The organism is Trinickia symbiotica, assembly GCF_002934455.1.
In the GTDB taxonomy this organism is placed as follows: domain Bacteria; phylum Pseudomonadota; class Gammaproteobacteria; order Burkholderiales; family Burkholderiaceae; genus Trinickia; species Trinickia symbiotica.
Map to the genome: position 1 here is coordinate 165687 of NZ_PTIR01000008.1, position 18430 is coordinate 184116.

General features: G+C 63.7%; 16 protein-coding genes. 1 reads left to right on the forward strand and 15 read right to left on the reverse strand.

Translation table 11 applies throughout. The features are described from left to right. Window positions 1–48 precede the first annotated feature (48 nt). The 10 genes from B0G57_RS13955 to B0G57_RS13995 all read right to left on the reverse strand — a co-directional run bounded on the left by B0G57_RS13955 (window position 49) and on the right by B0G57_RS13995 (window position 11691). A complete protein-coding gene (locus B0G57_RS13955; protein ID WP_018443989.1) occupies window positions 49–1188 on the reverse strand; it encodes a dihydrolipoamide acetyltransferase family protein in 1140 nt (379 codons plus the stop codon). Then, on the reverse strand, window positions 1185–2168 hold the full coding sequence (locus B0G57_RS13960) for an alpha-ketoacid dehydrogenase subunit beta (RefSeq protein ID WP_018443990.1): 984 nt from the start codon (window positions 2166–2168) through the stop codon (window positions 1185–1187). The genes B0G57_RS13955 and B0G57_RS13960 overlap by 4 nt, the downstream gene beginning before the upstream one ends. Further along, window positions 2161–3252 carry a pyruvate dehydrogenase (acetyl-transferring) E1 component subunit alpha gene (pdhA, locus tag B0G57_RS13965; RefSeq protein ID WP_018443991.1) on the reverse strand — a complete coding sequence of 364 codons (1092 nt, stop codon included), beginning with the start codon at window positions 3250–3252 and terminating at the stop codon, window positions 2161–2163. Before pdhA ends, B0G57_RS13960 begins: the two co-directional genes overlap by 8 nt. A gap of 254 nt (window positions 3253–3506) precedes the next feature. After that, window positions 3507–5243 (reverse strand): peptidoglycan D,D-transpeptidase FtsI family protein, encoded by a 1737-nt coding sequence (locus tag B0G57_RS13970; RefSeq protein WP_018443992.1) that lies wholly within the window; start codon window positions 5241–5243, stop codon window positions 3507–3509. A gap of 101 nt (window positions 5244–5344) precedes the next feature. Beyond that, window positions 5345–6886, reverse strand: coding sequence for a methyl-accepting chemotaxis protein (locus B0G57_RS13975; RefSeq protein WP_026230282.1), 1542 nt, complete (start codon window positions 6884–6886; stop codon window positions 5345–5347). A gap of 184 nt (window positions 6887–7070) precedes the next feature. Next, on the reverse strand, window positions 7071–7223 hold the full coding sequence (locus B0G57_RS31350) for a hypothetical protein (RefSeq protein WP_018443994.1): 153 nt from the start codon (window positions 7221–7223) through the stop codon (window positions 7071–7073). A 141-nt stretch (window positions 7224–7364) separates the two neighbouring features. Further along, window positions 7365–8687 carry a tryptophan--tRNA ligase gene (locus B0G57_RS13980; RefSeq protein WP_018443995.1) on the reverse strand — a complete coding sequence of 441 codons (1323 nt, stop codon included), beginning with the start codon at window positions 8685–8687 and terminating at the stop codon, window positions 7365–7367. Window position 8688: 1 nt separating this feature from the next. After that, complete coding sequence (gene speD, locus B0G57_RS13985; RefSeq protein WP_018443996.1) at window positions 8689–9048, reverse strand: adenosylmethionine decarboxylase; 360 nt, start codon at window positions 9046–9048, stop codon at window positions 8689–8691. Beyond that, window positions 9041–10270 carry an MFS transporter gene (locus B0G57_RS13990; protein WP_018443997.1) on the reverse strand — a complete coding sequence of 410 codons (1230 nt, stop codon included), beginning with the start codon at window positions 10268–10270 and terminating at the stop codon, window positions 9041–9043. Before B0G57_RS13990 ends, speD begins: the two co-directional genes overlap by 8 nt. Beyond that, window positions 10267–11691 carry a coproporphyrinogen-III oxidase family protein gene (locus tag B0G57_RS13995; protein WP_018443998.1) on the reverse strand — a complete coding sequence of 475 codons (1425 nt, stop codon included), beginning with the start codon at window positions 11689–11691 and terminating at the stop codon, window positions 10267–10269. The genes B0G57_RS13990 and B0G57_RS13995 overlap by 4 nt, the downstream gene beginning before the upstream one ends. Here B0G57_RS13995 and B0G57_RS31105 point away from each other — a divergent pair. Then, window positions 11690–11827 (forward strand): hypothetical protein, encoded by a 138-nt coding sequence (locus B0G57_RS31105; protein ID WP_018443999.1) that lies wholly within the window; start codon window positions 11690–11692, stop codon window positions 11825–11827. The genes B0G57_RS13995 and B0G57_RS31105 overlap by 2 nt on opposite strands. Before the next feature lie 334 nt (window positions 11828–12161). Here the strand turns inward: B0G57_RS31105 and B0G57_RS14000 are convergent, their stop codons facing one another. The 5 genes from B0G57_RS14000 to B0G57_RS14020 all read right to left on the reverse strand — a co-directional run bounded on the left by B0G57_RS14000 (window position 12162) and on the right by B0G57_RS14020 (window position 18395). After that, on the reverse strand, window positions 12162–12746 hold the full coding sequence (locus B0G57_RS14000; RefSeq protein ID WP_026230283.1) for a nucleotidyltransferase family protein: 585 nt from the start codon (window positions 12744–12746) through the stop codon (window positions 12162–12164). A 136-nt stretch (window positions 12747–12882) separates the two neighbouring features. After that, window positions 12883–15105, reverse strand: a complete 2223-nt coding sequence (locus B0G57_RS14005; RefSeq protein ID WP_018444001.1) for a xanthine dehydrogenase family protein molybdopterin-binding subunit — start codon at window positions 15103–15105, stop codon at window positions 12883–12885. Next, complete coding sequence (locus tag B0G57_RS14010; RefSeq protein WP_018444002.1) at window positions 15102–16121, reverse strand: FAD binding domain-containing protein; 1020 nt, start codon at window positions 16119–16121, stop codon at window positions 15102–15104. Before B0G57_RS14010 ends, B0G57_RS14005 begins: the two co-directional genes overlap by 4 nt. Window positions 16122–16172: 51 nt before the next feature. Then, complete coding sequence (locus B0G57_RS14015; protein ID WP_083925836.1) at window positions 16173–16901, reverse strand: 2Fe-2S iron-sulfur cluster-binding protein; 729 nt, start codon at window positions 16899–16901, stop codon at window positions 16173–16175. Window positions 16902–17102: 201 nt separating this feature from the next. Then, complete coding sequence (locus B0G57_RS14020; protein ID WP_018444004.1) at window positions 17103–18395, reverse strand: aspartate carbamoyltransferase; 1293 nt, start codon at window positions 18393–18395, stop codon at window positions 17103–17105. Between the last annotated feature and the right edge of the window lie 35 nt (window positions 18396–18430).

Genomic DNA, 18430 nt, shown 5'->3' on the forward strand with positions numbered 1-18430 from the left:
GCCGGGCGATCTACCTACTGTGGATTCAGCGCGGTTCGTCCTCCGGTTTTACAGTGCCTGCTGTAAATCCGCGATGACGGCCGCCAGAAATCGGGCGGCCTCTCCGCCCGTCACGACGCGATGATCGAACGTCAAGCTGAGCGGCAGTACGCGATGAACGGCAGCTTCGCCTTCGCTGGCCACGACTTCGTCGTGCATGCGCCCCGCGCCGAGGATGGCTACCGTCGGCGGGACGACGATCGGCGCCGCGTACTTTCCGGCGATCATGCCGAAGTTTGATAAGGTGATCGTGGCGCCGCGCAACTCTTCGGGTGGAATCTTGCGCGCCTTCACGTCCGCGCGCATTCGATCGAGCCCCGCACGCAGATCGGCGGCATCGCGATGCGCGACATCTCGCAGCACCGGTACGAAGAGCCCGTCGGGCAAATCCACGGCAATGCCGACGTCGATCTTGGAAAGCACGTGACGCCGCGCGGCCCGTCCATCGAACCACGCATTGAGTCCTGGCTCCGCGCGGCAGCCCGCCACGAGTGCGCGGATCAACCGGATCGTCACGTCGGTGCTCGGCTTCCAGGCATGAATGTCGGCGTCGTCGATGACCGTTGCGGCGGCCACTTCGCTTTGCGCGCGGCCCATGTTCTGCGCCATCGCACGTCGCACGCCGCGCAGCTCTTCGGGCGGTCCGAGCTCGGAGAGCAACTTCGCCGTGCGCTGAACGTCGGCCGACGTCACGATGCCGTCCATCCCGGACGGCGTCACCATGGCGAGATCGATGTCGAGTTTGCGCGCGAGTGCGCGCACTGCGGGCGTCGCTTTGATCGAGGTCGAGCCGGTTCCCACACCCGAGAGCCCGCCGTAGACGCGAGGCGCCGGTGCGTGCCTCTCGCGTGCGGTACGCGCCGTTCCCGATGCCTCGGGCATTCGGCCGACAACGGTGCCCGCGTCGTCGCTATCGGCTCCTTCGAAGCCGACGAGGGCGGCGCCGAGATGGACGATGTCGCCTTTCTTGCCGAAGCGCTTTGCGATGCGTCCCGCTTGCGGCGAGGGTATCTCGACGATGGCCTTTGCCGTTTCGACTGAAAGCAACGGCTGATCGGCTTTGACTTCGTCACCTTCGTCGACGTGCCATTCGATGATCTCGGCTTCTTGCAGGCCTTCGCCCAGATCGGGCAGCTTGAACATCTTCATGACGATGCCTCGAGCGTTTTTCTGACCGCGTTCAAGATCCGCTCGACGCTGGGCATGTATTGCCGTTCGAGCCGGGGAAGCGGTACAACGACGTCGTAGCCGGTGACGCGTTCGATCGGCGCGAGCAGCGAATAGAGGCCTCGTTCCGCGAGCGTCGCGGCAATTTCCGCGCCGACACCACAGGTGCGCGGCGCTTCATGAACGATGACGCAGCGCCCCGTTTTCGCGACCGAGGCGAGGATCGTCTCCATATCGAGCGGCTTCAACGTGGCCACGTCGACGATTTCGGCCGAGACACCGTCGGCGGCCAGCTCATCGGCGGCCTCTTGCACTTCCTGAAGCATGGCGCCCCAGCTCACGAGCGTAACGTCATCTCCCTCGCGCGCGACGAAGCATGTATCGAGCGGCAACGCGACGCCGTTGTCTTCGACCGACTGCTTGAAAAGGCGATAGAGCCGCGTCGGTTCGAGGAAGATGACGGGATCGGGATCGCGGATGGCCGCGAGCAGCAAGCCATAGGCGCGCTCGGGCGACGAAGGCATGACCACGCGCAGTCCAGGAATATGCGCGAACAATGCTTCGGGGCTTTCGGAATGGTGCTCCGGCGCGTGGATACCCGCACCGCAAGGGGTGCGGATAACGAGCGGGCACGCGAGGCGCCCGCGTGTGCGGTGACGCAAGCGCGACGCGTGATTGAGCACATGATCGATCGTCGGATAGACGAAGCCCGCGAACTGAATCTCGGCGATCGGGCGCAGGCCCATCGCCGCCATGCCGACCGCAGTGCCTGCGATGGCCGTTTCGGCGAGCGGAGTATCAACGACGCGCGCTTCGCCGAAACGCGCCTGCAGTCCGACCGTCGCGCGGAAGACGCCGCCGTTCGTGCCGATATCTTCGCCTAGCAGTACGACCGAATCGTCGTGCTCGAGTTCGTAGGCAAGAGCGGTATTCACGGCTTCGACGAAGTTCAGATCAGCCATGTCGATGCTCCCCGTTCTCGGGCGCAAAGTGCTCGGCAGTTGCAAGTTGCTCGTCGAGTGCGTGCGGCAGCGCCGCATAAAGATGGGCAAACATCGCGGACGCATCAGGCGGCGCAACGGAAAGGTATTCCTGAACGGCGGCTTCGACCTGCTCGCTCGCCACCTTGGCCAGCGCTTCCTCGCGCGCTTTGTCCCATGCTCCGATATTCGTCAGGTACTTGCGCAAGCGCGCGATGGGCTCGCTTTCCCATTGATGCTGGACGATCTCGGGGTCGCGGTAGCGCGATGCGTCGTCAGCCGTCGTGTGGTCGCCGAGCCTGTAGCTGAGCGCTTCGACGAGCGTCGGCCCGTCGAAGCGGCGAGCCTTGTCCAGGGCGCGAAGGAGTGCATCGTGCACTGCAACGACGTCGTTGCCGTCCACTTGGCATCCTTCGATGCCCGCCGCGATGGCCTTTTGCGCGAGCGTTGCCGCGGCGGTTTGCTTGGTGCGCGGCACCGAAATCGCCCATTGATTGTTGTTCACGACGAGGACGAGCGGCGCGCGCCAGACACCCGCCATATTCATCGCTTCGTAGAAATCGCCTTTCGACGTGCCGCCATCGCCGAAGATGGTCACCGCTACGCGGGGCTCGCCGCGCAGTCGAAACGCGTAGGCCGCGCCGGCGGCATGGCAGACTTGAGTGCCGATCGGCACGCAATTCGGGAAGTCGTCGCGGGCGCGGCTGAAATTGCTGCCGCGCTCGTCGCCGCCCCAATAAAGCAGACTTTCGGCCATCGTGACGCCGCGCAACAATTGCGCGGCATGGTCCCGATACGAGGGGAAAAGGACGTCGTCCGGCCGCATCGCAGCGGCCACGCCCACGCCGATGGCTTCCTGCCCGAGTGCCGATGCAAACGTGCCGAGCTTGCCAGTGCGCTGCAGCGAGATAGCTTTGGTGTCGAATGCGCGCGTGAGCACCATTGCGCGGTAAAAGCCGACGAGCGTGGCGGCGTCTTGCGCGAATTCGGGCAACGGTTTGTTCGCGTTGCCGGCCGCGTCGAGATAGCTCGTATGGTCGACCGTAAAAGTTGCGACCGTCGTCATGATCGATGTCCCAGGTCCGGGTCTTTCTTTGACTTTGCGCTGCGGCGTCAGCCGGGTTGTGGCTGCACGGGTCCGCATTCGCCTTCTCGTGCGGCTCATGGCCGCATTGAAAACGTTAGTACGTTTGGCGGTGAAAACAAGTTGGCGCAAAACCGGAGGGTGCGCGGGAGAGCATTGCAGAAACCCAAGCCGCCGCTGCCGCATACGAAACATCGATGCCGGATGCGAACCATCGGCGCCGGGCGGGTGGACCGTCACACATCGGGCGGTATGCCGAGCAGTTGCAACGTCCCGCCGGCAATCGAAGCGAAGACGGGGGCGGCCACCTTGCCGCCGTAGTACGTGCGGCCCTCGGGCTCGTCGATCATGACCGCAACCACGATGCGCGGCGCGTCGATCGGTGCCAGTCCCACAAAAAGCGAGCGATATTTGCCCTTCTCGTAGCCTGTGCCCACGTGCTTCCAAGCCGTCCCGGTTTTGCCGCCGACGCGATAACCCTCGATGCGCGCCCCCTCGGCGGTTCCCCCTGGCGCGGCCGCCGCCTCGAGCATTTCGCGGATCGCCGCCGCTGTTTCGGGCGCCGTTACGCGCGGAGCAGGGCGCGCCTGCTGTCTATCGAACGAGGAATCGGATGTGGCGTCTTGATCGTCGATGACGAGGCTTGCACGCCGCAGCGTGCCGTCGCCGGCGAACGCCGTGTACGCTTCGGCGATTTGCAGCAGCGACATCGACAGGCCATATCCGTATGCCATCGTCGCTTGCTCGATCGGCCGCCAGCGCTGCCACGGTCGCATGCTGCCCGCGGCGAGGCCGGGAAACGGCAATTGAGGTGCCTGCCCGATGCCATATTCCCGATACTTGCTCCAGATACGCTCGGCCGGCAGATTCAACGCGAGCTTGGCCATTGCCACGTTGCTCGACTTCGCCACCGCCTCGGCGATCGTGATCGTTCCGTGATTCGACGTGTCGTGAATCGTATTCGGGCCGATCGTGTAATGACCAGGCGCCGTCTCGACGAGCGTCGTCGGCTTCACGAGGCCAGCATCGAGTGCGAGCGCGACCGCGAGCGGCTTGATCGTCGAGCCGGGCTCGAACGTATCGGTCAGCGCGCGATTGCGCAATGCATGACCTTTGCGGCTCGCCTGTTGGTTGGGATCGAAGCTCGGCGCGTTGGCGAGAGCCAGGATCTCCCCGTTGCGGGCGTCGAGCACGATGGCACTGCCTGCCTGGGCGCCATGCCGGGCGAGGGCGGCTTGCAGTTGTGCGAAAGCGAGTTGCTGAATGCGACGATCGATCGTCAGCCGGACCGTTTGTCCGTTGCACGCGGGAACGGGCGGCGCGAGCTCCGAAACGATGCGGCCGAGCCGGTCGCGAATGACATCGCGTGCTCCCGCCTGTCCGCCCAACAGGGCGTTGGCGGCGAGCTCGATCCCTTCCTGGCCGTCATCGTCTATATCCGTGAACCCGATGACGTGCGCAACCGATTCCGCTTCAGGATAAAAGCGCTTCGACGCAGCGACGTGCGTAACGCCGGCCAGTCCGAGGCGGGCGATCGAGTTCGCGGTCTGCATGTCGACGTGGCGCTCGAGCAGGACGAACGTACGCTCGGTAGCGAGGCGCCGTTCGAGCTCGGGCACGGGAAGCGCAAGCGCTCGCGCGAGCGCTACATGAGCCGAACGTTCGATGCGCCTGGGTTCGGCCCAGATTTCGTAGGTTGTCAGGCTGACGGCCAACAGCGCGCCGTGTCTGTCCACGATCGGGCCGCGCATCGCATCGAGCTCGACCGTCCTTCGATAACGCTTTTGCCCTTGCGCGACGTGGAAATCGTGCGCGACGATCTGCACCCACACTGCGCGCGCAGCGAGCACGCCGAAGGCGAGCCCCATGACCGCCATGACGAGCGTGGAGCGCCACGCAGGGACGCGTGGCGCGAGGATGGGATTTTTCTCGGGCCCTGCAAAAGGCCGTGACGTTCGTTTCTTGACCAGCATCGAGGAGCGGAATTGGACCGGGAGACCCGGCGCGGCAATGAGCGCTTTCGACGATGGCGCGGCACCGTCGATTTGACGGTGTATTGTAATGAATTTGTAATTCAGGCGGGCAATCTAAATCCCGAGATTGCATCGCGCAGCACGCCTGCCTGATCTTTCAGCGATTGCGCGGCAGCCGCCGCTTGCTCGACGAGCGCGGCGTTCTGCTGCGTCACTTTGTCCATTTCCCCGACCGCGCGATTGACCTGCTCGATGCCTGCGCTCTGCTCGCGCGACGCATGGCTGATTTCTTCGAGAATCTCGTTGACGCGTCGCACCGATTGCACGATTTCGCCCATCGTCGATCCGGCGTTGGCAACGAGCGCCGCCCCTTGATCGACCGTGCTCGTCGACGATTCGATCAGTGCCTTGATCTCTTTGGCCGCCGTCGCCGAACGTTGCGCGAGGCTGCGCACTTCCGAGGCGACTACGGCGAACCCGCGGCCTTGCTCGCCGGCGCGCGCCGCTTCGACGGCTGCATTGAGGGCCAGGATGTTGGTCTGGAATGCAATGCCGTCGATGACGCCGATGATGTCGCCGATCTTCTGCGAACTCGATGTGATCTCGCTCATCGTCCGCACGACGTCGTCGACGACACTGCTGCCGCGCGTCGCGACGTCGGCGGCTTGCTCGGCAAGATGGGCCGCTTGCGAGGCGCTATCGGCGTTCAGCTTCACATTGGCCGTCATCTCGTCCATGCTCGACGCGGTCTGAACGAGTGCCGCCGCTTGCTGCTCGGTGCGTTGCGACAGGTCGATGTTGCCGGCGGCGATTTCGCTCGCCCCCACGTTGATGTTTTCGGCGCCCATGCGAACGCGCGACACGGCATCGGCGAGACCCGAGCGCATCTGCGCAAGCGCGTGCATGAGACTGCCGTGATCGTCGGACGAGACGGGCACATGCGCGGTCAGATCGCCCTCGGCAATCCGTTGCGCCGTGGAGATCGCAACCTCGAGATCGCCGCCGAGGCCGCGCCGCACGCTGCGCAGCACGAGCACCATCGCCACAGTGGCAAGGACGCCGAGCACGCCCGTGATGATGGACCAGCGGATGATCGCGTTGACGAATTCCGCATTGACGTCGTCCATATACATGCCGGTGACGAGCACCCAGTCCCACGGCGCGAAGCGCAGCGAATACGATTTCTTTTGAACGGGCGTTTCGCTGCCGGGCTTGGACCAGAGATAGTCGACGAAGCCGCCGCCTTCCTGGCTTCCCGCGCGCACGAGATCGATGAAGAGATGGTTGCCGGCGGGATCCGTGAAGTTCGCCAGGTCCTTTCCGATCAATTGCGGCTTGATCGGGTGCATCAGCATCACGGGCTTCGAGTCGTTGATCGAAAGATAGCCGTCCCGCCCGTAGCGGATGGCGGCCACTGCTTCGAGCGCCTTCTTCTTCGCATCGTCCTCGCTCATCGCATGCTGCTGCGAAAGCTCGTAGTCGCGCTTGACGATGCTCATGGCCGATTGCACCACCGACATCAGCTGCTCGCGGCGATCTTTCAGCATCGACGCGCGGTATTGCCAGACGCCGGCCACGGCAATGAGAATCAGCCCGATCCACAGCACGGCGATCATCGAGCCGAGCTTCTGGTTCAAAGTCATTTTTTGCATGCGCCTTCCATCGAGTAGTCGATCCGTCTGACAAATTCGTGACCCGGACGGCTGGGTCGAGAATGCGAGAAACCACTCGCACCCGACCGGCTTATCGACACCTCGCCCGTGGCGACGCAGCGGGGGAAACCCTGATTGAGGGAGCGATGGCTATAGGATTAGGGCTTGCGGCGCATCAGACCGGGTCCTTGTCCGGCGGCCCTTCGGGACGCTGGGGCTCGTCGTTGTGATGGCCGGGGGGCGGCGGAACGAACGGCTCGCCCTCCGGGTCTCGCGTCGGGTCCGCGAGCGGTTCGGGGATGGGCGTGGTATGCATGTAGTAATCCATGACAGCCTCGTCAGCAAAGTGGGCTTGGCGGGAAAGCGGGCTCCTTTGGCTCAGTTATAGGGCATTCCTTGAAAGGAAACGAGACGGCTCAGAGCCACTGAGCGCTTGTCGCGCGAGCGGCCGTCGCCGTCCCATCCATGCTCAGTCACCAGACGAGTCGACCCAGGCCTGCAGACCGGCTTCGACTTCATCGCCCGCCAGTTCCGCGTTGATTCGGACGTGCATCGGCAGCTCATCGGACTGGCCGTGCGTCTCGCGCAGCGCCCGGATCGTGCGGCCGGCCTCCGCTCCGCTCTCGAAGGGACCACCGTGAAGCAGCACGGTTCCGCCGCTGGACACGAGCTTGAAGTGGAAGCTGCCGTCCGACTCGCGGTACTGCCGCATCGTCGGCGGTTTCGACGATGCCGCCGCGACCGCCTTCGGTGCCGCCGGGTGAGCGGCGGCGCCAATCGAAGAAAAGCCGCGCAAACCCACCGCGTCGCGCAGTTCTTCCAGTAACGCGCGTGCGAGCGCGCGCGCCTTGTCCGCCCCCGCCAGCAAAATCTCTTCGACTTTGGCCGGCGCAGCCATCAACGATTCGTAACGTTCGCGCATCGGGGCCAGTTCACGCTCGATGCATTGGACGAGGCGCGATTTGGCTTCGCCCCAACCGAGACCGCTCGCGAGCTCGGCCCGGAATGCCGCGGATTCGTCGGCGCCGGCGAACGCCGAATAGAGCGTGAGGATCGGATTCGCATCGGGGTCCTTCGGCTCGCCCGGCAGCTTCGAATCGGTGACGATCTTCATGACGCCGGCCGAGAGCCCATCGCGTCCGCCGGCGAAGAGCGGGATCGTATTGCCATAGCTCTTGCTCATTTTTCGCCCGTCGAGACCGGGCAGAACCGCCTGTTCGCCGACGACGGCTTCGGGCAGCGTCAGCAATTCCTTGCCGTTGCCGAACAGTTGATTGAAGCGCTGCGCGATATCGCGCGTCATTTCGAGGTGCTGAAGCTGATCGCGGCCGACGGGGACTTTGTGCGCGTTGAAGAGCAGGATGTCGGCGGCCATCAGAATCGGGTAGCAAAACAAACCCATCGTCACGCCGGCATCGATGTCCTCGCCTTCCGCTTCGTTGCTGTCCGTCGCCGCCTTATAGGCGTGCGCGCGATTCATGAGCCCCTTGGCGGTGACACAGGTCAGCAGCCAATAGAGCTCGAGCGTTTCGGGGACGTCGCTTTGCCGATAGAAGTAGGTTCGCTCGGGGTCGAGGCCCGACGCGAGCCATGCCGCGGCGATCTCGACGCGCGAACGTGAGAGGCGCACGGGATCGTCGCACTTGATGAGACCGTGATAGTCGGCCAGAAAGAAAAACGATTCGACGCCCGAAGCCGAGCTTGCCGCAATGGCAGGGCGAATTGCGCCCACATAGTTGCCAAGATGCGGAATGCCCGTTGTGGTGATGCCAGTAAGAATTCTTTGCTGCATATCAACCCCCTCGTTCGCAGCGCAGTATTTTATATCCACGCACCGCGGTCATCGCTGCGAACCTTCGAAAGAGTCTGAGCGGCTCATGTCGAGCGCCACAGGTGAATGCATCGAAGAAGGCCTTGCCTTCCTCGGGGTAGGTATGGAGGGAGACGTGCGATTCGGCGAGCAAAAGCAAAATTGTGACGCCGCTCGGGTCGAATGCGTGCTTGAGCGTGCCGAGCACCGTGACGCCTTCGGCGACGGCGGCGCTGACGAGCGCCTGCTCGAGCCGGTCCATGTCGTCGAGGATAGCGGCCGGGGTTTCCGCGATGTCGACGATGACATGACGCCCGTATGCGAGGTAGCTGCCGTCAGACATGGATTGCCATCGACTTTGCTTTCAATTTGCCCGCATAGGCGATCGACGCGACCATGATTCCGATGATCGTAATGCTGAAGCTCGTCGAAGCATGCGAGGTCAAAGCACCGGCGAAGCCGCCCGACAATGCCTCGCCGGTGTTCGCGAGCGTCGAGAAGAGGCTGAAGTTCTTGCCGAGATTCCCGCCCGTGGAGAGCTTTTGAATATTCGTGGGCAAGATCACGTCGACGAATGCACCGAAGCTGCCGAGGATGAAACACCCGCAGAAGATGGCGGATGCGCTCGATAGGCCCGCAGGCAGCAGTGCCAGGGCGAGACCGTAAGCGAACCAGCAAAGCATCAGCGTCCGGGTGCTGAAGTCGCTGACTATCTTGCTGCAAAGCGCGGCGCCCACGATCGCGCCGAACGCGATGGCGCTCATCGCGTAGCCGATCGCGCTCTCGCTGTAGCTGGCGCCCTTCAGCATCGAAGGAATCAATATTCGCAACGCGGCGCCGGCGAAAAAAATGCATAGCGCCGAGCAGGCGATCGTGACAAGCAGATCGCGCGCGATCATGACTTCTCTCAGGTTTCGGAGGAAATCGCCATAGAGGCCGCGAACGGTTAGGGCTCCTGACGGTGTTTGCGGATCGGCTGCTGCCGGTTTCGGCGCGGCCAGGAGAATGCAAGCCGCCGATAGTAGGTAAGTTGCCGCGTCGAGTACCAGGACGAAGCCCGCGTTGCCTATCGCGGACAGGGCTAAGCCGCCGAGCGCCGGCCCGACGAGGCTGCCGATTTCCGCGGCCAACTGCGTGGCGCCGTTCGCGGCAGGCAGATGCTCGGTGCGCACCAGCGACCGGATAGTCCCTTGGAACGCGGGCTGGAAAAGCGTCCTGAACGACGTCATCGACATGCCGATGGCGGCGAGCGATGCGAGCCCGGCGCGGTCGTTCGCCAGCAGGACGCAGAAACAGGCCGTAATCGACATGCGCGCGAGGTCCGCCCCGAGCATGAGCGCGCGCCGCGAAACACGATCCGACAGTGCGCCGCCGAGCGGCCCGAGGACGAGATAGGGGATGAATCGGAAGAAGTAGACGAGGCCGGCGAGCGCCACGTCGTTATTCGCCGCTTCGAGGACGGCCACAATGAAGATGAATTCGTGGACGCCGTCGCCGATTTGCGAAAGGACGTTACCCGAGAGCAGCACGGTAAACGGGCGCTCTCGGCGAAGCATCGTGATCATGATTGAGTCGCCGCGGAGCTGAGCGAGACGACCGGATAAAGCAGCTCGCGCTTGGTGAAGGACCGTCCGGGGTCTTGCAGCCTTTGAGCGACCAGCGCGTTCATCAGCAATTGATCGGCTTTGGGCATCAGGAAGTACATGATGTCGACATACCAGTACCACCCGAGCTTCGTCAGCGAGAGGGAGCTTTCGTCTTCCGTCACCAAGCCTTCTTGTTTGAGCTGATCGAGCTTGGCGATCACTTCGGGATGCACGCGGTGCCACTCCAGGCGTGGCTTTTCGACGTGCCCGTGGTAGGCAAGGCGGAGGACGAGCGGACGCGCGTAGTCGAGCGAATTGTCGTGCTCGCTCGTTTCGCATGGAATGGCACCATGCGCGATCTTTTCGCTGTAGGCGTTTCTGCTGTGCGTGTTCGTCGTCACGTGTCCCATCGTCGAACTGATTGCATTGACGCCGAAGCCCATCAGGTCGAAATCATGGTAGCCGTAGACATGCTCGTGATAGACGAACGAGTAGTCGTCGCTGACCACCGCGGACGTCACCGGGGCGCGCACGTATCCGTGGCCGTTGTGCGGCATGAACCCGGCATGCCGCATGAATTGATCGACGAGCACATTCATGCTGAACTTGCGCATCGCGGAAGTTGGCGCTGCCTCCGCCTGGGCGAGCTTGGCGTGAAGGCCGACTTGGGTGACGATGTTGTCGATCGGGTAGATATCGACATTCGTGGTGCCCAGCTGGACCGCCTGGGTCAGGTCCGAGATCAATTCCTCTTCGTCCTGTCCGCTCATTCCGTACAGGATGTCGAATGTCTGGAACGGGAATATCTCCTTCAGCAATACGGCCGCTTCGTGAACCTGGGGCAATGTAGCGGTCAGATCGAACATGTCTCGCCATTTCTGCGAAAACGTCTGCAGGCCGAAGCGGGGATGGGTTACGCCGATTTCGCGCATGGCATTCGCTCGTTCGCGAGTCAGGCTCTTCACTTCGACTTCGAACGAAAACTCGCGGAGATGAGAGAGATCGAACGTATTGCGGATCAGTTCGCCGATTTCGACGATTTGATCGGGGTCGAGCAGGCTCGGTGTTCCTCCACCGAAAAATATGGCGCCGATCGGGATGCCTTTGAGATCGGCAAGATCGGCTTTCATGCGAATCTCCGAGAGCAACGAATCGAAGTAGCGATCGATGACCGTGCGTTCGGAGTACTTACCGCGCGTGAAAGGACAAAAATTGCAGATGGTGTCGCAAAACGGGATATGGAAGTAGAGCGCACGCGATCGCGCGTGCCGGTTCGCTTCGGTCCATATTTCGGAGAAGGTGCGTGTGGACCGTTCTTTTCCCTGGCTCGGGAAGAAGAAGTTGTAAATGGGAAATTGGCGATCGAACTTGACTAGGGACTGCTGACGAAGCAGGTTCATGGACGAGGCTCTCCAGTCGGAACGCGAAGGGGGAGCGCGTGGGTTCCGCTCGTCCCCCTTCCACCGTCATCGGGCGCTTGCTTACCAGACGCCCATCTTCACCGGCATCGTGTTGACCGCCGTCGTTTCGAAGTAGCTCAGGACTTCATTCATTTCGTACTCCTAAATGGTCGGTGCAGGATGCCCCCTGCGGGGGATGTCGGAAGGTGTTTCCGGCATTGGGACCACCCATGCCACGGCCATCGCAATTCCTCGGCGGCTGCGACACGGAAGGGTTGGGATCGCGCGATCGAGATAAATTAATCTCGATCGGTAGGCGGCATCGTATTGACGCAGCGGAGAGGGTTCAACCTATCGGGGTTGATAGCTTGGTGGGCGTTGCAATCGCCGGTACCGGGGATAGTCGGGCTGGGTCCATGCATGCGTTGCTGAATGTGCACGGCCGCGGACGAATGAAAAACAGCACCTCACTAGCGCAACAAATCCCCCGGCGTATCGACATCGGCGATGACACCCGCATCATCGACGTCGATCGTCGTCAAATCCGACGACTCCAGCAGCAGGCGTGCGCCGACGTCTCCATTGAGTGCCGCGAGCGCCGTACCGTGCATGGCGCCGAATCCGACAGGATGCCCGCGCCGACCGCGATAGACCGGCGCGACGATCGACGAGCCCTGACCGAGACGCCGTGCGACCGCTTCGATGGTTTCGGGGGCGATCCAGGGCATGTCGGCGAGCGCGACGACCCATCCATCGGCGTCAGCGCTCGCATGGACCCCGGCGGCCAGGCTTGCGCCCATGCCGCGTTCCGCCTCGCTCGAAAAGATGACATCGCAGCCCGCGTCGTTGAGCAAATGGGCGAGCGCTTCGTCGCCGGTTCTCACGACAGCGACGACGCGCGCAACGCTGGCAAGGAGCCGCTGCGCCGCGGCACGCGCGACAGGCGTGCCATCGGGAAGCGGTGCGAGGAGCTTGTTTTGCTGACCGGTCGGATCGAAGCGCGTGCCGCGTCCCGCGGCGAGGAGCAGACCGGTGGCGAGGGAGGCATAGGTCATCGGGGCATCCGGTTGTTCGGCGATGGAGGGCAGTGCCGCCGATCCCGCATGGCGCCGCCCGCCGCCGCAAGCATACCGCATGTACCGATGTGCATAGTGGATGTGTTCAGCTTCTTAAGCAGAACTAAACAAGACGTCAGGCCGTCATTTGCATCATGACCTTATCGAGCGTAATCGGCAGATCGCGTACGCGCACCCCCGTCGCATGGTAGACGCCATTGGCGACGGCCGCGACGATCCCGGTGATGCCGATCTCGCCGATGCCACGCGCGCCGAGCGGGTTGAAGTTCGTATCGGGAACGTCGAGCACCGTCACGTCGATCGTGCCGATATCGCCATTGACGGGCACGTGATACTCGGCGAGGTTGCCGTTGACGAAGCGCCCATAGCGCGTATCGAGCGAACTTTCTTCCTCGAGCGCGGCGCCGATGCCCCAGACGAGTCCGCCCATAAGCTGGCTCTTGCCTGTCTTCTCGTTCAGCAGCCGGCCCACGTCATAGACGGCGACGACGCGCGGCACGCGGATCACCCCGAGTGCCGCATCGACGTGGACCTCAGTGAAGACCGCGCCGAACGAATGCGATTCGAAACGTTTGCTCTCATCGCCGCTCTTTGCGGTGGCCGTGGCCTCGATCGGGCGTGAGCCGGCACGCGCGATGATTGCGGCCGCCGGATCGCGCTTCGTCGGCTGCGATCGGCTCACCACCCAGCCGTCGACGACCGTCACGTCTTCGACGGCGAGGCCGTGCAGCGGCGACGCTTCGTCGGCGCGCGCCAGCGCGATCAACTGCGCGCGCGCTGCACTGGCGGCCTCGTGTACCGCGGGCGAAACGCTTGCCGCCGATTGCGAGCCGCCCGAGATCGGCGCGCGCGGCAGCGAGGAGTCGCCGAGCCCGAAGCTCACGCGATCGACGGGAAAGCCGAGCGCATCCGCGGCAACTTGCGTCATGATCGTGTAGGTTCCGGTGCCGATATCTTGCGTGCCCGAGACGACGACCGCGGTGCCGTCGGGCATGATGCGCGCGATCGCCGACGCCTCGCTACGGTGGGCCGGGTAGGTGGCCGTCGCCATACCCATGCCGATCAGCGTATCGCCGTCACGCAGCGAGCGCACCGCTTGCGGGCGCTTCGACCAGCCAAAGCGCTCGGCGCCGACGCGATAGCACTCGCGCAGATGCTTGCTGGACCAGGGCTTGCCTTCCTCCGGCGAGACTTCGGCGTAGTTTTTCAGGCGCAGCTCCACCGGATCCATCTTCAGCGCGTAAGCGAGTTCGTCGAGGGCCGATTCGAGTGCGTACGTCCCTGTGGTCTCGCCTGGTGCCCGCATGAACGTCGGGATGCCGACGTTCATCGGGACGAGACGGTGTGTCGTGTCGAGATTGGGTGTGGCGTACAGCATGCGCGTGACGACGCCCGAGGTCTCCGTCCAATCTTCGAGCACCGAGGTGTTCGCAAACGTATCGTGCCGCAACCCCGTGATCGTGCCGTCGCTGCGCGCGGCGACGGAGATGTGCTGCTCCGTGTATGGCCGCCCGCCGACGGGACCAAACATCTGGGGACGCGTTAGCGCGAGCCTGACCGGCCTGCCTGTCTGCCGCGACGCCATCGCGCAAAGCACGACGTGCGACCAGACCGAGCCCTTGCAGCCGAACCCGCCGCCGACGAACGGCGAAATGACATGGACGTCTTCCCGCGCGATGCCGAGCGTCGTCGCTACCGCTTGCTGCGAGTTCGCGACGCCTTGCGTCGTGTCGTAGAGCGTCAGGCGGGGCCCGTCCCACAACGCGAGAACAGCATGCGGCTCCATCGGATTGTGGGTCTCCATCGGCGTCGTATACACCGCATCGATGCGCACGGACCCTTCGCGCAGCCCGCTTTCGACATTGCCGCGCTTCGTGTCGGGCGGGCCGCCGAACATCGAAGGAGGCGGATGGGCGTTGGCCTTGGCCGCTTGGAAATCGAGCGCGGGTGCGGCCTGCCGATACGAAACGCGCAGCGCATCGGCCGCGTGGGTGGCCTGCTCGAACGTTTCGGCCACCACCACGGCAATGGGTTCGTTGTTGTAATGCACCTCGTCGTCCTGCAGCAGCGAAAGCCGCCTCAGCGCGGGCGGGGTCACCTTCGGCCGACCGTTGTTTGGCAGACGCGGCGCATTGCGATAGGTCATCACGAGAATCACGCCTGGGAGGTTTTCCGCGATGCTCGTATCGATCGAAGCGATGTTGCCGCGCGCGATGGTGCTCGTGACGAGAACGCCATGCGCGAGCTTGCCCGCCGGGAACTCGCCGCCGTATTGAGCCTGGCCGGTGACCTTGAGCACACCGTCGGTGCGATCGAGCGGTTGACCGATCATGTTCATGCGACTACTCCGGTAATGCCCGGGCTGCTGCGTCCCGCGGCTACGTTGACGGCACGTACGATGGCCCGCTCGGCAAGCGCGACCTTGAACCGGTTGCCGGCAAGCGGCTTCGCATCGCGCAATTCGGCGGCCGCCGCTTCGCGCAATCGCTCGTCGTTGAGCGGCCCGCCGCTCAACATGCGCTCGGCGACGGACGCGCGCCACGGCTTGTGCGCGACGCCGCCCAACGCGATTCGCACATCCGAAACATTGCCTCCCTGCAGTTGCAGTGCCGCGGCGACGGAAACGAGAGCGAACGCGTAGCTCGCGCGATCGCGCACCTTCAGGTAATAGGCATGCTCGGGGAAGGCGGGCGGCGGCAAATCGACGAACGTGATGAGCTCACCAGGACGCAGTGTCGTATCGCGCTCAGGGTGATCGCCCGGCAGACGGTGAAAATCCGCGAACGGAATGGCACGCTCGCCGTCGGCGCCCGTCACGCGTACCGTTGCATCGAGGGCGGCAAGCGCAACGCTCATATCGGATGGATTCACCGCGATGCATTGCGAGCTGGCGCCGAGAATAGCCTGAGTGCGTTGATATCCGTCGATGGCGCCGCAGCCGCTGCCGGGCATGCGCTTGTTGCACTCGGCGAACGCCGTGTCGTAGAAATAGGGGCAGCGCGTCCGCTGAAGGAGATTGCCGCCTACCGTTGCCATGTTGCGCAACTGCGCGGAGGCGCCCGAGACGAACGCCTGCGAGAGCAGCGGATAGTGCTGGCGGACGAGCGCGTGATCGGCCGCGTCGCTGTTCCGCACAAGCGCGCCGATGCGCAGGCCGCCATCGGGCAGCCTCTCGATCGCGTCGAGCCCGCTGCCGAGATGGGTGATGTCGACGAGCTTGACGGGCCGTGCGGCGCCGCCCTTCATCAAATCGAGGAGATTCGTGCCACCGCCGATGAACATGGCGCCGGGCTCGCGCGCCGCTCGTATGGCGCCCGCGACATCGGACGCGCGTTCGTAGGAAATCGCTTCCATCAGAATTCCTTCGTTGTCCTATCGTTCCGCTTCGACCGTGCGGGTCGAGCGTTATGCCGTGCGTTGACGTCGATAGACATCGATCACCGCGGCCACGATGTTGGGGTAGGCGCCGCAACGGCAGATGTTGCCGCTCATTCGCTCGCGAATTTCCGCTTCGGTGAGCTCGGTCGGCTTCGCGCGGACGTCGCGCGTGGCCGCGCTCGCGGCGCCGGCACGGAACTCCTCGATGAGCGCCGTCGCCGAGCAGAGCTGGCCCGGCGTACAGTAACCGCACTGAAAGGCATCGCGTTCGATGAACGCCTGTTGAATCGGGCTTAGCTTGCCGGCTTGCGCCAGCCCTTCTACAGTCGTGATCGATTCGCCCTCGTGCATGACGGCGAGCGTGAGGCACGAATTGATGCGGCGGCCGTCGGCCAGCACGGTACAGGCGCCGCACTGTCCGCGGTCGCATCCTTTTTTCGTGCCCATGAGGCCCACGTACTCGCGCAGCGCGTCGAGCAGCGTGACACGGGGCTCGAGCTGTAGCTGATGAAGGCGGCCGTTGATCGTCAGCTTGACCGGCATGACCGGCGAGCGGACCGTTCCCGTTGCGCCTGTTGGCGCTGGCGCGGAAGCATCATTCATCTGGGATTCCTTGGCGTGCAAATGAGGCGCCGCGCCGACAGTGACGGCCGCGGCGGCCGATTGCAAAAAACGGCGACGCGCCAGGTCAGGGTTGCATTCGGTTTGGCTTACGGCCTTGGCGTCGTCGGAGGGGGGGAGAGGCGGCTTGGACATGGCGATCGGCTCGCTCCATTGGGCGTCGATGCTGTCGACTTCGTCGATGCGATGAAGCACGGCGGAAATGGACGCTGAGTTTGCGTCCCAACGAGTCGGAGTTTGCAGCAAGTCAGATGCCCGGACCGCTCGCGCTTAGCGCGCGCATGCCGCGCTGGGTGCTTGCCAGCGCGGTCAGCGGGGCTTACGTGATTATTTCAATCAATCGATGCCGTGAAATACGGCGTCGTCAGGACCGATATACGCGGGTGGCCGCCATGTCGCGTCGCGCATCGAGTGCTGCACTTGGTTTTCAACGCCGAGCAGCACCGCGAAGATTGCCATGCGGATCGGAATGCCATTGTCGGTCTGGCGGAAGATGGCGAGCCGCGGATCGTGGTTGAGATCGGTGCTCAGGTCGTTCGCGCCCGGCCGGCTGTCGCGCGGCAGCGGGTGCATGATCAGGGTGTCGCGCCCGCAGACCGTCTCGACGAGCGCTTCATTGATCTGGAAGTCGGGCGTGTAACCTTCGAACGATTCGTCGGCGAAGCGCTCCTTCTGGATCCGTGTGGCGTAGACGACATCGGCACCGCGCAGGCCCGAAGCCAACTCGCTCGTCTGCTCGACGACATGCCCGTTGCGCGAGATTTGATCGACGATGTAGCCGGGCATCTCCAGCGTCGGCGGCGAAATCAGCGTGAATTTGATGTCGCGATAAAGCGCGAGCAGCTTGACGAGCGAATGCACGGTCCGGCCGTATTTGAGGTCGCCGACGAGCGCGATATGCGCACCGTCGACGATCTTGCCGAGCCGCGAGAATTCGCGCTGGATCGTGTAAAGATCGAGCAGCGCCTGGCTCGGGTGCTCGCCCGGGCCGTCGCCGCCATTGATGACGGGCAGATTCGTCGCGCGCGCGAATTCGGCCACGGAGCCCTGCTCGGGGTGACGCACGACGAGTGCGTCGACGTAGCCGCTCATGACGCGGCTCGTATCGTAGATCGACTCGCCCTTGGCCATCGAAGAGAAAGTGAAGCCCGTCGTATCGCATACGGAGCCGCCGAGCCGGCAGAACGCGGCGCCGAACGATACGCGCGTGCGCGTGCTTGCCTCGAAGAACAGGTTGCCGAGCACAGCCCCTTCGAGCACGCGCGAAATCTTCTGGCGGCGCGCGATCGGCTGCATGATGTCGGCGACATGGAACAGCGACTCGACGGCGTCACGCGAGAACTGATCGACCGATAGCAGCTGTGGTTTTCCCTCGAAAAGAATCTTGCTCGCGAGTGGCCCAGAGTCTACGCTTTGCGTATAGTTTTCGTCGCGCTCGATGTTGCCGACGATTTCGGATACGAATCGCCCGACGATTTCCGGCATCGATCTCGATTCCTGCGAATCGTCGGGCAGCAGCCACGTGTCGAGCGCTCGACGGCTCACGCCGATGCGGTTCGCGAATGCCTCGCGCGTCATGTTCATGCGTCGCATGGCGTCGCGAAGGAATGCCTGCTGGGGAACGCTCATGGGTGGCCTCGCCGTCGTAATTGTACGCGCTGCGT